This is a genomic window from Mesorhizobium sp. LNHC209A00 (assembly GCF_000502915.1).
In the GTDB taxonomy this organism is placed as follows: domain Bacteria; phylum Pseudomonadota; class Alphaproteobacteria; order Rhizobiales; family Rhizobiaceae; genus Mesorhizobium.
Genome location: NZ_AYWT01000003.1, coordinates 84,371 through 97,574, shown reverse-complemented (window position 1 = coordinate 97,574; position 13,204 = coordinate 84,371). Strand labels below are relative to the sequence as shown.

Genomic DNA, 13,204 nt, shown 5'->3' with positions numbered 1-13,204 from the left:
CAAGGCTGTTGTCACTCCGACCAGATGAGCGGGCCTTGGCTCGACCAGTTCACACGTGCTGGCCGCCATTGATGTGGATTTCCGAGCCGGTGACATAGGATGCCTGCCCGGAGCACAGGAAGAAGATGATGTCGGCGACTTCCGCCGTGGTGCCCAGGCGCCGCAGTGGGATGGTCTCGACGATCTTTTCCGTGCCCGGCGACAGGATCGCGGTATCGATCTCGCCTGGCGCGATGGCGTTGACACGGATGCCGTGCGGGCCGAAATCATGCGCCATCTCGCGCGTCAGCGAGCCGAGAGCGGCCTTCGACGTCGCATAGGCGGTGCCGGCGAAGGGATGCACGCGGGTGCCGGCGATTGACGTGACGTTGACGATCGAGCCTTTCGCCGCCGCCAATTCCTTGAACAGGCCGCGCGCCAGCATGATCGGCGCGAAGAAATTGACCTGGAACACGTCGCGCCAGACATGCATCGGCGTGTCGATCGAGTTCATGCGACTGTTGCCATCCTTGAGCTTGGGCGAAATGCCGGCGTTGTTGACCAGCGCGTGCAGCTGGCCGCCATGCGCTTCCAGCCGATGGCGGATTTCCGAGACCGCAATACCGACATCTTCCTGATCGGCGAGGTCGACCTTGATGTGGTCTTCCGGCCCTGCCGGCCACGGGCAATCCTCTGCAAAGGCCTGGCGCGAACAGGTGATGACGCGCCAACCCTCGCGCGAAAAGCGCTTGACCGTGGCATGGCCGATACCGCGGCTGGCGCCGGTCAGCACGATGGTTTTTCTGGTGTCGAGTTCAGCCATGTCGCGGTCTCCGGCCGGAGGTGTAGCCGAACCGTGTCTCGGAGGCGAGAGGCCGAAATGTCACCATGGGCCGACATGAGGAACCTGGACGCCGGCTTGCCGTTGGTTTCGACAATCGCAAGATCTGGGTTCACACCAATCCATCAGGAGAAAGCCATGGCACAGCCAGCTCCCCTCGACATCGCAACGGCCTTCACGAAGGCGTGGACGAGCCACGACCTTGAAAAGGCGGCGTCCTACGTTGCCGACGATGTCGTTTTCGATGGGCCGATGCAGCAATCGACCGGCAAGGAACCTTACTTGAAGGGGCTTACGAAGCTCTCCGAGGACGTGACCGGTGTGCGCATGATCGCCGCGTTCGGGGACGACCACCAGGCGCTGTTGATGTACGACCTGATGACGAAGTCGTCGGGGGCGCTGTCCTGCGCCAAGCATCTCACGGTCAGCGACGGAAAGATCCACAGCGACAAGCTGACCTTTGACAGCAAGAAACTGGGCAGTGCCAAGCCACGGGCGAACTAGCCGCCCAAACTAGCCGCCGCCCTAACTAGCCGCCGCCAAGGATATCCAGGATCGACGTCTGCCGTTTCTTGAGCCGACCACCGACGCTGCCTGGCGGCACCGGATGTCCGACCGAAGCGGTGGTGCCGTCATCCGCTGGCATATCGAAGCCATCGGCATCGACGGTCTGGGCAGGCCGCGCCGTACGGACCGGCGCTGGCGTCGCCTGTCCCGCGGCCTGCGCGGCCGGCGCCTGCTGGCCGACGGGCGCCGGCGGAACCGGTGCCGGCTGGTTGTTGCTGGCCGAGGGAATCTCGTCGGGCACGATGGTGTCGGCCGGAGTCGATTTCCAGGTGCCGGGCAGCGGCCGCACCGGCACGCCCTCATGCGCGGCGACCATGAATTCGTGCCAGGCCTGCGCCGGCAGCGCGCCGCCGGTGACCTTCTTCATCGCCGTGCCGTCATCATTGCCGAACCATACGCCGGTGGTCAGATTGGCGGTATAGCCGACGAACCAGGCGTCGCGCGAATTCTGGCTGGTGCCGGTCTTGCCTGCCGACGGCCAGGCGAAAGCCGCCTTCCTGGCGGTGCCGACCTCGACCGTGCCGGTCATCATCGAATTCATCATTCCGACGATCTCGGGCTTGATCACGCGCGGTGCGCTGCCGCCGGCGCTATCATAGAGCACCTTGCCGTCCGACGTCGTCACGCGGCGGATGAAATGGATGTCCGGCTTGTAGCCGCCATTGGCGAAGGGCACATAGGCCGAAGTCAGCTCCAGTGGCGTCACTTCCGAGGTGCCGAGCGCGATCGAGGTGTTGGCCTGCAGGTCGGACTGGATGCCCATGCGGTGCGCGGCTTCCACCACCGCGTTCGGCCCGACTTCCATGGTCAGCTGCGCGGCAACCGAGTTCAGTGATTTTGCCAGCGCTGTCGCCAAGGTGACCTTGCCAAAGTACTTGCCGCCGTAATTGTCCGGTGTCCAGTTGCCGATCTTGATCGGCGCATCGTTGCGGATGCTGTCAGGCGTGCGGCCGGCCTCAAGTGCCGCCATATAGACAAACGGCTTGAACGCCGAGCCCGGCTGCCGGCGCGCCTCCGAGGCGCGGTCGAACTGACTGGTCGAATAGTCGTAGCCGCCGACCATGGCGCGTACCGCGCCGGAATCGTCGATCGACACCAGCGCGCCCTGGGTCACGTTGAGCTTCTTGCCGCTGTCGTCGATCAGCCGGCGGATCGATTTTTCGGCGAGCTTCTGCAGGTTCAGGTCCACGGTAGAATCGATGACGATATCGCCGCGCACGTCGCCGATCAGGTCGGGCAATTCTTCCATGATGGTGTCGGCGACATAATTTTCCGAACCGGTCCAGTAGGATGGCGAGCGCGTCGCCGGTGCGCTGAGCGCCGTTTTCAGCTCCTTTTCGCTGATCTTGCCCTCCTCGCGCATGGCCCCGAGCACCAGCTGCGAACGCTCCTCGGCGGCCTTGGGATCGCGCGCCGGCGACAGCCGCGAGGGCGCCTTCAAGAGGCCGGCAAGCAGGGCGGCTTCGGACAGCGTGACGTCGCGCGCGCTCTTGCCGAAATAACGGCGCGAGGCCGCCTCGACGCCATAGGCGCCGGAGCCGAAATAGACCCGGTTGAGGTACATTTCGAGGATCTGGTCCTTGCTGTGCTTGTGCTCGAGCCACAGGGCCAGCAGCACCTCCTGCACTTTACGCTCCAATGTACGGTCCGGCGTCAGGAACAGGTTCTTGGCCAATTGCTGCGTCAGCGTCGAACCGCCTTGCGAGAAATGCCCGCCGATGAGGTTGGTGACCATTGCGCGCGACAGGCCGATCGGATCGACACCGAAATGCGAATAGAAACGGCGGTCCTCGATGGCGATGACTGCCTCGGGGATATAGGGCGACATTTCGTGCAGGCCGACAGCCTCGCCGCCGCTCATGCCGCGATTGGCGAGCAATTGCCCATCGGCCGAGACGATCTTGATGTTGGGCGCACGATCGGGAATCGACCAGGTCGTGGCCGCCGGCATCTTGGCGCCGTAGTAGATGACGACGCCGGCCACCGCGATGCCGCCCCAGATGGCGAGCACGAAGCACCAGTAGAACAGCCGGCCGAGCACGCCGAACAGCCCGCGCCCGCCTCCGCCGCGTTTCCCCCGCGACGATTTCGCGTTGGATGATTTGCGTTTGGCGGAGGCTTTGCTGTTGTTCGGCACGACGCGGTCCTCCTCGCTCACCGAAAGACCCGTCTGGGATCTCGCTCGCGGCGGTCCCTCGAAGCTGGGCTCGATGCGACTGTCTCTGCGGTTCGCCATGCGCTGCGCTTGATGTCCCCGGTGCCAATGGCGCTCGGGTTGAAGAGTAGATGCGGCGATTTAAGGGCGGGTTAAGCAGGCCTTCGGCCAAACCTCTGAATTCCGTTAGGAATTTGTTAATCCTCTTCTCTCCGACACCGTCGGTTCGCCATCAGGGAAACGGCCGGCGCCTAAAAGCGCGCCAAGCCTGGCTCGATCCCCGAGCTTGCCGTTCCGACAATCGACGCCAGCGGATAGAAGGCCAGCGCCTACCTCGCAGGTGACCGCAACGACACTGTTCGAGCGGTCGTTGTCGAGGCCCTTCGGGCCGCCTTCCTCGACACTGGCCCGACCCCCAGAAAGGTCTCCTCGTCGCGCACACCGATTGAACGCGCCGGGTCGCGACGCCCGTTGCTCCTCGATCGCCAGCGACCAAACAGTGCGTGCCGCTTTCGGCCGTCGAGACAGTCGACCGCTTGCAGGCGAGCCGCCAGGTCTGCACGTGCAGCGAGTTGGCCGCGATCTGGATCGGCTGGCTCGCGTTTGTCGATCAAAGGCCATCTGGAGCCGACGCGACATGGCGAACCTTTTAGATCGGCTCGAACTTCACATCCAACTGGTCAGGACCCGCCGCCTGCCGCAACAAGGCGATGAGTTGTTCGCGCCTGTCGACCGGCTGCCTTCGCCAGTTCGAGGCATTGGTAACATGCAGCCAGCCGTCGACCGACATGAAGAAATCCTCGTGCTCGTCATCGCCCTCGCCGCAGCGCAGCAACTTGTTCTCGGTAAATCTGACCAGCGCATGGTCGATCGTGCGGTAGAGCAGCGGCCAGTTGCCGCCACCCGAGTCCATACGGAATTTGTAGCTCGGCGCGAAATCCAGCCGCTGTCGCAACAGGCTTCCGTCGAAAAAACAGAAGGCGGGCCACAAGAACCAGCCGCCCGGCGTCGGCGTGTCGCGGCGGACACTGCCGTAAATGGTCTTGCCCTTCAGCCGGTCGTGGATTGAAAACGGTTCCGTCGGAAAGATGTCATGGTCGATGAAGCCGAAGACCTTCGGGGCCAAGCCGGTCATGAAATTGCGCACGATCCAGTTGAGCGCCTGGCCGTGCGATCTGCTGACCGTCAGCCTGTTCCTCGGCAACGCTACATAGGGGACGTGCTGGCGCTGGCAGAGGTCGCGGATGGCTTCCCTCGCCTCCTCCTTCTTGCTGTTGTCGAAGACGACATAGCTCTCGTGCTCGGCCAGGTGTCGGCGCACGAGGTGGATCTGCCATGCGATCACATCAGGCCGGTTGAAGGCAACAGTGGCCACGACCGCGTCACGGAACGATTGCTGTCGTCCCTGCAATTCGCTGATCGGCGCGGATGTCCTCAGGAAGCGAAAAGTCCGCCAGTAATAGCGCAGCAACGCCTCGCGTCGTGGCGGCCGGTTCAACCTCTCCCATTCCGCCACGGTGATCCTGGGCCGCTCTCCGCTCTGCCATGCGTCGGAAGCCTCCATGTCACGCTCCTGGATCCGCCCGGCGGGTTCAGTTCTGCTGGATTGAAATGCCCTTGTCGTCGATCCTGAGTTCGACGCCTTTCGGCCTGGCCTGCTCGCGGTAGACGTAGACGCCCAGTGCGATGATCACGATGATGAGCGCGCCAATGAGGAGATAGAGCGTGTTCTGCTTCATGGCGCGCCTTCTGTCATGCCGAGCCTCAGGCTCGTTTCAGGACCCTGACCAGAACCAAAAGGATGATGGCGCCGATCGTGGCGTGGATTATGGAGGCGATGATGCCACCGCCGATCGACAAGCCGATGCGCGGAAACAGCCAGCCAGCGATGAAGGCGCCGATAATGCCGACGATGATGTTGCCGATCAGGCCGAAGCCGAAACCCGAAACGATGAGACCGGCGAGCCAGCCGGCGATGGCACCGATGAGGATGAAGACGAGAAGGCTTTCGACACCCATGGCGGGTTTCTCCGTGCAAGAGGGCGGGTGCGGAGCGGAAGGCTCCGAATCGGCCCCGATATCAACGACTTCAGGCTAGTCGAAAGCACCCCGTCCCACCAGCGGCGCTCACTGGTCGTGGTCGTCGCTGGCAGCGGGCCGCCAGCTGGTCGGCTCGACCTTCTTCTGCGTATGACTGTCGGTGTAGACCCACCAGCCGCCGTCGCGGTATTGCGCTATGGATTCATTGAGGACGCCGTCGCTGTCCTTCCAGGTGACGGTGACCTTTGAGCCGTCGGTCGGCGCGGTCGATATCGGCTTTCTGTCCGCCATCTCATCCCTTTTCTCAGCTGTGAGCGAAGATATCCTCTTCGTCCCAGCCCATCAGGTCAAGCTTGGCCCGCGTCGGCAGGAAGCGGAAACAGGCGTCCGCCTCCTTAGTGCGGCCCTCGCGCGCCAGCCGTCCCGCCAGCGCATCGCGCAAACGATGCAGATAGAGCACATCGGAGGCGGCGTATTCGAGCTGTTCGGGCGACAGCGTTTCGGCCGCCCAATCCGACGATTGCTGCGCCTTGGACAGGCCGACGCCGAGAAGCTCGAAACAGATGTCCTTCAGCCCGTGCCGGTCGGTATAGGTGCGCGTCAGCCGCGAGGCGATCTTGGTGCAGAACACCGGCTCGGCCATCACGCCAAACGCGTGGTAGAGCACGGCGAGGTCGAAGCGACCGTAGTGGAACAGCTTGGTCACCCTGTCGTTTGCCAGCAGCTTGACCAGGTTCGATGCCTCCTTCTGGCCCGGCGCGATCTGGATGACATCGGCGCTGCCGTCGCCAGGCGAGATCTGCACCACGCAGAGCCGGTCTCGGTGCGGTTTGAGGCCAAGCGTTTCCGTATCGATCGCCACCGCCGCGACATCGTAGTGCGAAAGGTCGGGCAGATCGTTTTTATGGAAGCGGATATCGCTCATCGTTTTCTCCGGGTCGCGGCGTTACCCGTCCTCGCCGCGATCCGGTGAAAAATCAACAAGAAAACGTGTTTTCCGCGCTCAGCGTGTCAGCGCATCCAGAATGCGCGCCCAGGAGCGCTGGCCCTTGTGGAAGGAGCTGAGCTCGTATTTCTCGTTGGGCGAGTGGATGCGGTCGTCATCGAGGCCGAACCCGACCAGCAGCGATTCCATGCCGAGATAGGTCTGGAAGTCGCCCACGACCGGAATGGAGCCGCCGCTGCCGGTCGTCACCGCGGGCTTTGGCCATTCGTCGGAAAGCGCTGTCTTGGCCTTGGCCAGGAAGGGCGAGTCGTAAGAAAGCTGGATTGCCGGTGAGCCGCCATGAGCGTGGAATTCGACCGTACAATCGGCTGGGATGCGTTCCTTGACGAATTTCTGGAAGGCCGCGCGGATCTTGGCCGGATCCTGCTTATGGACAAGGCGGAACGAGACCTTTGCCGAGGCTTCCGCCGCGATGACGGTCTTGAAACCCTTGCCGGTGTAGCCACCGATGATGCCGTTGAATTCGGCGGTGGGTCGCGCCCAGGTCAGTTCCAGCACCGAGCGGCCTTTTTCGCCCGATGGGATCGACAAGCCGACAGGGCCGAGGAAGGTCTCGGCCGTCTCGCCCAGCGTCTCCCATGATTTCAGCACCTGCGAGGGGGTTTCCTCGACGCCGTCATAGAAGCCCGGGATGGTGATATGGCCGTCCTTGTCGTGGATGTCGGCCAGCACCTTGGCCAGGATGCGGATCGGGTTGGCGGCAGCCCCGCCATACAGGCCCGAATGCAGGTCGCGGTCGGCGGCCTTAACCGTGATCTCCTCGCCGACCAGACCGCGTAGCCCGACGCAGATCGACGGCGTGTCGCGGTCCCACATGCTGGTATCGCAGACCAGCGCGAAGTCGGCCTTGAGCTCCTCGGCATTGGCCTCGAGGAACGGCTTCAGCGAGGGCGAGCCGGATTCCTCCTCGCCTTCGAACAGGATGGTGACCCGGCACGGCAGGCTGCCGTGCACCTGTTTCCAGGCACGGCATGCCTCGACAAAGGTCATCAGCTGACCCTTGTCGTCGGCCGAGCCGCGCCCGGTGATGATCTTGTGACCAGGTCCGACCTCCTTGATCGCGGGGGCGAAGGGGTCGTTTTCCCACAGTTCGATCGGGTCGACCGGCTGCACGTCGTAATGGCCGTAGAACAGCACATGCGGCGCCCCAGCCGGCCCATCATGATGCGCAACCACCATTGGGTGGCCCGGCGTGTCGCGCACGCTGGCGTCGAAGCCGATCAGTTTGAGTTCCGCCACCAGCCATTCCGCCGCCTTGCGGCAGTCGGCGGCGTAGGCTGGATCGGTGGAGATCGACTTGATCCCGAGCAGGCCGAAGAGCCGCTCCAGGCTCTGGTCGAGATTCTTGTCGAGACGGTCGAGGACGGGGGAGACTGCGGACATTTGCATAGCCTTTCGATTCAGTGCCGGAACCGTAAAGGCAGAGCGGCGAAACGAAAAGCCCGGGGCGATTGGACCACGACCCGGATGGCCGCCGCGGGCAAAAAAATGCCGCCGTGGTGGAGGGGGAACCACGGCGGCCTTTTACTCCAAACGATGCGGCAGCCCGGAGAGGGGGGATAGGCTGCCGCAATTGTCCGGTATAGGCGGGGGACGGGCCTTGCTCCGGACTTCGGCGAAAACTGCCGATGACGTCTATTTGGGTCTGTGAACGTGGCGATTCAAGGGCGTCAACGTTACACTTTTGTAACGTCCCCGTGAGCGGGCCTGTATGCCTCCGATCCGTCCGGGTCACGATCTGTCAGGGTGTTGTATCTGGCGATGTCTTTGGCATGGACCAAGCCATCGCGCCGCGCTATCCCTGCCGGCATGAAAAAAGGCGATCATCTCTTTCTCATCGACGGCTCCGGCTACATCTTCCGCGCCTATCACGCGCTGCCGCCGCTGACCCGCAAGTCGGACGGCCTGCCGGTCGGTGCCGTTTCCGGCTTCTGCAACATGCTGTGGAAGCTGATGCAGGATGCCCGCAACACCGATGTGGGCATAGTGCCGACGCATTTCGCCGTCATCTTCGACTATTCCTCGAAAACCTTCCGCAACGATCTTTATCCCGAATACAAGGCCAACCGTTCGGCGCCGCCCGAGGATCTGATCCCGCAGTTCGGCCTGATCCGCCAGGCAACTAGGGCGTTCAACCTGCCTTGCGTCGAGATGGAAGGCTTCGAGGCCGACGATCTCATCGCCACCTATTGCCGGCTGGCCTGCGAGGCCGGCGGCGACACCACCATCATCTCCTCCGACAAGGACCTGATGCAGCTGGTTGGCGAAACCGTCGGCATGTACGACCCGATGAAGGATCGCCAGATCGGCATTCCGGAAGTCGTCGAGAAATGGGGCGTGCCCCCGGAAAAGATGATCGACCTGCAGGCGCTGACGGGCGACTCCGTCGACAATGTGCCTGGCGTGCCGGGCATTGGGCCAAAGACCGCGGCGCAATTGCTCGAGCAGTTCGGCGACCTCGACGAATTGCTCGCCCGCGCCGGCGAGATCAAGCAGGAGAAAAGGCGGGAATCGATCATCGCCAACGCCGACAAGGCGCGCATCTCGCGCCAGTTGGTGACGCTGAAGAACGATGTGCCGGTGGCGGAAGGATTGGACGATTTCGTCCTGCATGCCCCCGACGGACCGAAGCTGATTGGCTTCCTCAAGACCATGGAATTCACCTCGCTGACGCGCCGTGTGGCGGAAGCGACAGGCACCGAGGCCGGCGACGTCCAGGCCATCGCGGTGCCCGTCGAACGCGCCGATAACGCACATGGCCCCGATGTCGGCGCCGGAACACCGCCCGTTGCCCGGGCTGCTGAAATCGAGACGACGGAGACGCCAAAACAAGGCGACACCCCTTCCCTCCTGGCCGCATTGCGGCTGGAGAGAGCGGCGACCGCCAAGATCGATACCTCGGCCTATGAGGGCATCCGCGATATCGCGACGCTGAAAGCCTGGGTCGCCGAGGCGCGGGAGGCCGGTATCGCTGCCTTCGACGTCAGGGCCACCTCGACCGATCCGATGCAGGCCGAACTGATCGGTTTGGCCATGGCCACAGCGCCTGGCCGCGCCGGCTATATTCCCTTCGCCCACAAGAGCGGCAATGGCGACCTGCTTGGCGGCGGCACGCTCGAAAACCAGATTCCGCTTCGCGAGGCTCTGGCGGTCCTCAAACCCCTGTTCGAGGACAGGTCGGTGCTGAAGATCGCGCAGAACCTGAAATATGATCTGGTCATCATGAGCCGCTACGGCATCGATGTCGCGCCGTTCGATGACACCATGCTGATCTCCTACGTGCTCGACGCCGGCACGCCGCACGGCCACGGCATGGATGCCCTTGCCGACAAATGGCTTGGCCATAAACCCCTTCAACTCAAGGACGTGACTGGCTCCAGGAAGAGCTCTGTCGGTTTTGACCAGGTCGACATCGACAGGGCGACCGCTCACGCCGCCGAGGATGCCGACGTGACGTTGCGGCTGTGGCTGGTGCTGAAGCCCCGGCTTGCAGCCAAGGGCCTGGTCTCGGTCTATGAACGCCTGGAGCGGCCCCTGGTGCCGGTGCTGGCGCGCATGGAACAGCGCGGCATTTCGGTCGATCGGCAGATCCTGTCGCGGCTGTCGGGGGAACTGGCGCAAGGTGCGGCCCGGCTCGAGGAGGAAATCTACCTGCTCATCGGCGAGCGCATCAACATCGGCTCGCCCAAGCAGCTCGGCGACATATTGTTCGGCCGCATGGGCCTGCCCGGCGGCTCCAAGACCAAGACCGGCCAGTGGTCGACCTCGGCGCAGCTGCTCGAAGACCTTGCCGCGGAAGGGCACGAACTGCCGCGCAAGATCGTCGATTGGCGCCAGCTGACCAAACTGAAATCGACCTACACCGATGCCCTGCCCGGCTTCGTCAATCCCGACACGAAACGCGTCCACACCTCCTACGCGCTCGCCGCGACGACGACGGGCCGTCTGTCGTCTTCCGACCCGAACCTGCAGAACATCCCGGTGCGCACGGCTGAAGGCCGCAAGATCCGGACCGCCTTCATCACCGACAAGAGCCTCCGGCTGGTGTCAGCCGACTACAGCCAGATCGAACTGCGCGTGCTCGCCCATGTCGCCGAAATCCCGCAGTTGCGGCAGGCCTTTGCGGATGGCGCCGACATCCACGCCATCACAGCGTCGGAAATGTTCAACGTGCCGGTGGAGGGTATGCCTTCGGAAGTGCGCCGCCGCGCCAAGGCTATCAATTTCGGCATCATCTATGGCATCTCGGCTTTCGGTCTCGCCAACCAGCTGTCGATCCCGCGCGAAGAGGCGAGCGCCTACATCAAGAAATACTTCGAGCGCTTTCCCGGCATCCGCGATTATATCGAGGAGACCAAGGCCTATGCCCGCGAGCACGGCTTCGTCGAAACGATCTTCGGCCGCCGCATCCACTATCCCGACATCAGGTCGTCGAACCCTTCTCTGCGCGCCTTCAACGAGCGCGCCTCGATCAACGCCCGCCTGCAAGGCACCGCCGCCGACATCATCCGCCGTGCCATGATCCGCATGGAGGAAGCCTTGGACAAGGCCAAGCTGTCGGCCCGCATGCTCCTGCAGGTGCATGACGAACTTATCTTCGAAACGGTGGAAGTGGAAGTCGAGGCGACGATCCCCGTCGTGCGCCATGTCATGGAAAACGCGGCGATGCCGGCGGTTTCGATGTCGGTGCCGCTGCATGTCGACGCGCGGGCCGCCAACAACTGGGACGAGGCACACTAACGCGCTAGCGAGGCCCTCAGGCCGCTTGCGCCAAACATTTCGCGCAGGTCCCGCGAAATTCGATCACCGCCTTCTTGGCGGCGAAGCCGGTCGAGTTGACCCATTCGTTCAGCCGGTGGTCGACGTCGTGATCGGACATTTCGGTCACCTGCCCGCAAGTATCGCAGATGGCGAAGGCCGTCATCGAGTGGCTATGGTCGTGCGGCTCGGCGCAGGCGACGAAGGAATTGATGCTTTCCAGCCGGTGCACGAAGCCTGATTTCACCAGTGTGTCGAGCGCGCGATAGACCTGCAATGGTGCGCGAAAACCGCGCTCGCGAAGCTGATCGAGCAAGGTGTAGGCGCTGAGCGGGCCGCTGGCGATCTCGAGTTTCTCGAGCACGCACAACTGGTTTTTCGTCAGCACATCCCTTGCCGCCATGGTCCTGTTCCACTTGTCCTGCGCTGTTGGCGGGCTGTCTGCGCGTGCAAACGACCCGATCCCATTCAGATAGCGACGAACCGCCTTCTTTGCTACTCTTCTGTTGTTGTCCCGGACCGATCGATGACGTGCCGGCACATTGGTGATCGCAGGCTTGATGAGCGGGCGACATTCAAAATACTGATAAAATCCTCGACATGGATGGCTTCGCCTGGGAAATTCGATCGGGCTTGGGAAATTCGATCGGGCTTGGGGAAGCAACATGATCAAATTGACACGCCGGACGCTGCTTGTCGGCACGTCCGCGCTGATGGCCGCCGGCACGGTTTCGTCCCGGGCGTTGGCCGCATCGCGCACCTACCATGCGCTGCTGGTCGCCTGCACCGAATATCCGGCCCTGCCGCGGAGGAACTGGCTGATCGGGCCGAAGAACGATGCCGGCCTGGTCCACGAGTACCTGCTGAAGAACGTGCCCGATCCGGTACGTTTCGCGCCGGAGAACGTCACGCTCCTGGCCAAGGACGTGCCCGGCGCCAACGGCTTGCCGACCCATGCCGCGATCAAGACGGCACTGGCCGACCTTGCGGTCAAGGTTCAGCGCGACGACTTCGTCTACCTGCATTTGTCCGGCCACGGCGCGCAGCAGCCGGAAATGGTCAAGGGCGACGAAACCGAGGGTCTCGACGAGATCTTCCTGCCCGTCGACATTGAAAAATGGATCAACCGCGATGCCGGCGTACCGAACGCACTGGTCGACAATGAGATCGGCGAAGCGCTCGATGCCATCCGCGACAAGGGCGCCTTCGTCTGGGCGGTGTTCGACTGCTGCCATTCCGGCACCGCGACCCGCGCGGTGGAGGTCGACGACGAGTTGGATCGCAAGGTCGAATTCGCCGACCTGGTCGGTGGCGACGAGGCCGCCAGGGCGGCGGCCATCAAGACCTATGGGGACACCGTCGCGAGCGCCTCGCGCGGCATCGACGGGAACGGCCAACGCAAGCCCGCCTTCAACCTGACGCCGACCAGCGGCGAACCGGTCACCAAGGGCAAGCTGGTCGCCTTTTATGCCGCGCAGACGGTGGAGACGACGCCGGAGATGCCACTCCCCAAGCGCACGGCCGATGCGCCGCGCTTCGGCCTGTTCACCTTCACCATCCTGTCGAAGCTCGCTGAAAACCCAGACGTCACTTACCGGCAGCTTGGCCAGGCCGTGCTGCAGCAATATTCGGCCGACAGCCGCACCCGACCGACGCCGCTGTTCGAAGGCGAACTCGACGCGCGCGTCTCGGCACCGACAAGACGGACGCGGTGATGCAGTGGCCCATTGTCGTCAGGGACGGCGAGGCGTCGATCGGCGCCGGCCTGCTGCATCGTCTTGCCCCAGGCAGCAAGCTTGCCATCCTGCCGTCGGCGCTGTCGTCGCTGTCCGACGCGGTCGGCTATCTCGAAGTGGAA

Annotated in this window: 12 protein-coding genes; 3 read left to right on the top strand and 9 right to left on the bottom strand. The window is 63.4% G+C overall.

Annotation, left to right across the window (positions count from 1 at the left end; genetic code table 11):
* Positions 1-49 precede the first annotated feature (49 nt).
* The gene (locus X739_RS157830) at positions 50-802 is read right to left on the bottom strand and encodes an SDR family oxidoreductase (protein ID WP_023770642.1); all 753 of its coding nucleotides are present in this window, start codon (positions 800-802) and stop codon (positions 50-52) included.
* Positions 803-958: 156 nt separating this feature from the next.
* Here X739_RS157830 and X739_RS157835 point away from each other — a divergent pair, with 156 nt between their 5' ends.
* Entirely contained in the window at positions 959-1,324 is a 366-nt protein-coding gene (locus tag X739_RS157835; RefSeq protein ID WP_023793737.1) for a nuclear transport factor 2 family protein, read from the top strand.
* 25 nt (positions 1,325-1,349) lie between these two features.
* Here X739_RS157835 and X739_RS157840 read toward each other — a convergent pair whose 3' ends face one another.
* From X739_RS157840 to X739_RS157870, 7 genes are all read right to left on the bottom strand, one after another.
* Positions 1,350-3,623 carry a transglycosylase domain-containing protein gene (locus tag X739_RS157840; RefSeq protein WP_023793735.1) on the bottom strand — a complete coding sequence of 758 codons (2,274 nt, stop codon included), beginning with the start codon at positions 3,621-3,623 and terminating at the stop codon, positions 1,350-1,352.
* A 568-nt stretch (positions 3,624-4,191) separates the two neighbouring features.
* On the bottom strand, positions 4,192-5,106 hold the full coding sequence (locus X739_RS157845; protein ID WP_023770645.1) for a hypothetical protein: 915 nt from the start codon (positions 5,104-5,106) through the stop codon (positions 4,192-4,194).
* Between the two features lie 28 nt (positions 5,107-5,134).
* Complete coding sequence (locus tag X739_RS1000000167740; RefSeq protein WP_023770646.1) at positions 5,135-5,281, bottom strand: hypothetical protein; 147 nt, start codon at positions 5,279-5,281, stop codon at positions 5,135-5,137.
* A gap of 25 nt (positions 5,282-5,306) precedes the next feature.
* Entirely contained in the window at positions 5,307-5,561 is a 255-nt protein-coding gene (locus X739_RS157855) for a GlsB/YeaQ/YmgE family stress response membrane protein (RefSeq protein WP_023770647.1), read from the bottom strand.
* A 108-nt stretch (positions 5,562-5,669) separates the two neighbouring features.
* The gene (locus X739_RS157860) at positions 5,670-5,873 is read right to left on the bottom strand and encodes a hypothetical protein (protein ID WP_023793731.1); all 204 of its coding nucleotides are present in this window, start codon (positions 5,871-5,873) and stop codon (positions 5,670-5,672) included.
* 13 nt (positions 5,874-5,886) lie between these two features.
* Entirely contained in the window at positions 5,887-6,507 is a 621-nt protein-coding gene (locus tag X739_RS157865; RefSeq protein WP_031247688.1) for a ribonuclease D, read from the bottom strand.
* Between the two features lie 78 nt (positions 6,508-6,585).
* Positions 6,586-7,977, bottom strand: coding sequence for a M20/M25/M40 family metallo-hydrolase (locus tag X739_RS157870; RefSeq protein WP_031247689.1), 1,392 nt, complete (start codon positions 7,975-7,977; stop codon positions 6,586-6,588).
* 420 nt (positions 7,978-8,397) lie between these two features.
* Here X739_RS157870 and polA point away from each other — a divergent pair, with 420 nt between their 5' ends.
* A complete protein-coding gene (gene polA / locus X739_RS157875; protein ID WP_023793728.1) occupies positions 8,398-11,328 on the top strand; it encodes a DNA polymerase I in 2,931 nt (976 codons plus the stop codon).
* A 16-nt stretch (positions 11,329-11,344) separates the two neighbouring features.
* Here polA and X739_RS157880 read toward each other — a convergent pair whose 3' ends face one another.
* Positions 11,345-11,749, bottom strand: a complete 405-nt coding sequence (locus X739_RS157880; RefSeq protein WP_015315682.1) for a Fur family transcriptional regulator — start codon at positions 11,747-11,749, stop codon at positions 11,345-11,347.
* Positions 11,750-12,011: 262 nt separating this feature from the next.
* Between X739_RS157880 and X739_RS1000000170320 the strand changes: the two genes are divergently transcribed.
* A complete protein-coding gene (locus X739_RS1000000170320) occupies positions 12,012-13,061 on the top strand; it encodes a caspase family protein (protein ID WP_023793726.1) in 1,050 nt (349 codons plus the stop codon).
* Positions 13,062-13,204 lie beyond the last annotated feature (143 nt).

Bases quoted from the DNA above. Each gene is read 5' to 3' on its own strand.
- X739_RS1000000167740 (WP_023770646.1), bottom strand. From the start codon at position 5,281: ATGAAGCAGAACACGCTCTATCTCCTCATTGGCGCGCTCATCATCGTG.
- X739_RS157870 (WP_031247689.1), bottom strand. From the start codon at position 7,977: ATGCAAATGTCCGCAGTCTCCCCCGTCCTCGACCGTCTCGACAAGAAT.
- X739_RS157845 (WP_023770645.1), bottom strand. From the start codon at position 5,106: ATGGAGGCTTCCGACGCATGGCAGAGCGGAGAGCGGCCCAGGATCACC.
- X739_RS157880 (WP_015315682.1), bottom strand. From the start codon at position 11,749: ATGGCGGCAAGGGATGTGCTGACGAAAAACCAGTTGTGCGTGCTCGAG.
- X739_RS1000000170320 (WP_023793726.1), top strand. From the start codon at position 12,012: ATGATCAAATTGACACGCCGGACGCTGCTTGTCGGCACGTCCGCGCTG.
- X739_RS157855 (WP_023770647.1), bottom strand. From the start codon at position 5,561: ATGGGTGTCGAAAGCCTTCTCGTCTTCATCCTCATCGGTGCCATCGCC.
- X739_RS157830 (WP_023770642.1), bottom strand. From the start codon at position 802: ATGGCTGAACTCGACACCAGAAAAACCATCGTGCTGACCGGCGCCAGC.
- X739_RS157865 (WP_031247688.1), bottom strand. From the start codon at position 6,507: ATGAGCGATATCCGCTTCCATAAAAACGATCTGCCCGACCTTTCGCAC.
- polA (WP_023793728.1), top strand. From the start codon at position 8,398: ATGAAAAAAGGCGATCATCTCTTTCTCATCGACGGCTCCGGCTACATC.
- X739_RS157840 (WP_023793735.1), bottom strand. From the start codon at position 3,623: ATGGCGAACCGCAGAGACAGTCGCATCGAGCCCAGCTTCGAGGGACCG.
- X739_RS157860 (WP_023793731.1), bottom strand. From the start codon at position 5,873: ATGGCGGACAGAAAGCCGATATCGACCGCGCCGACCGACGGCTCAAAG.
- X739_RS157835 (WP_023793737.1), top strand. From the start codon at position 959: ATGGCACAGCCAGCTCCCCTCGACATCGCAACGGCCTTCACGAAGGCG.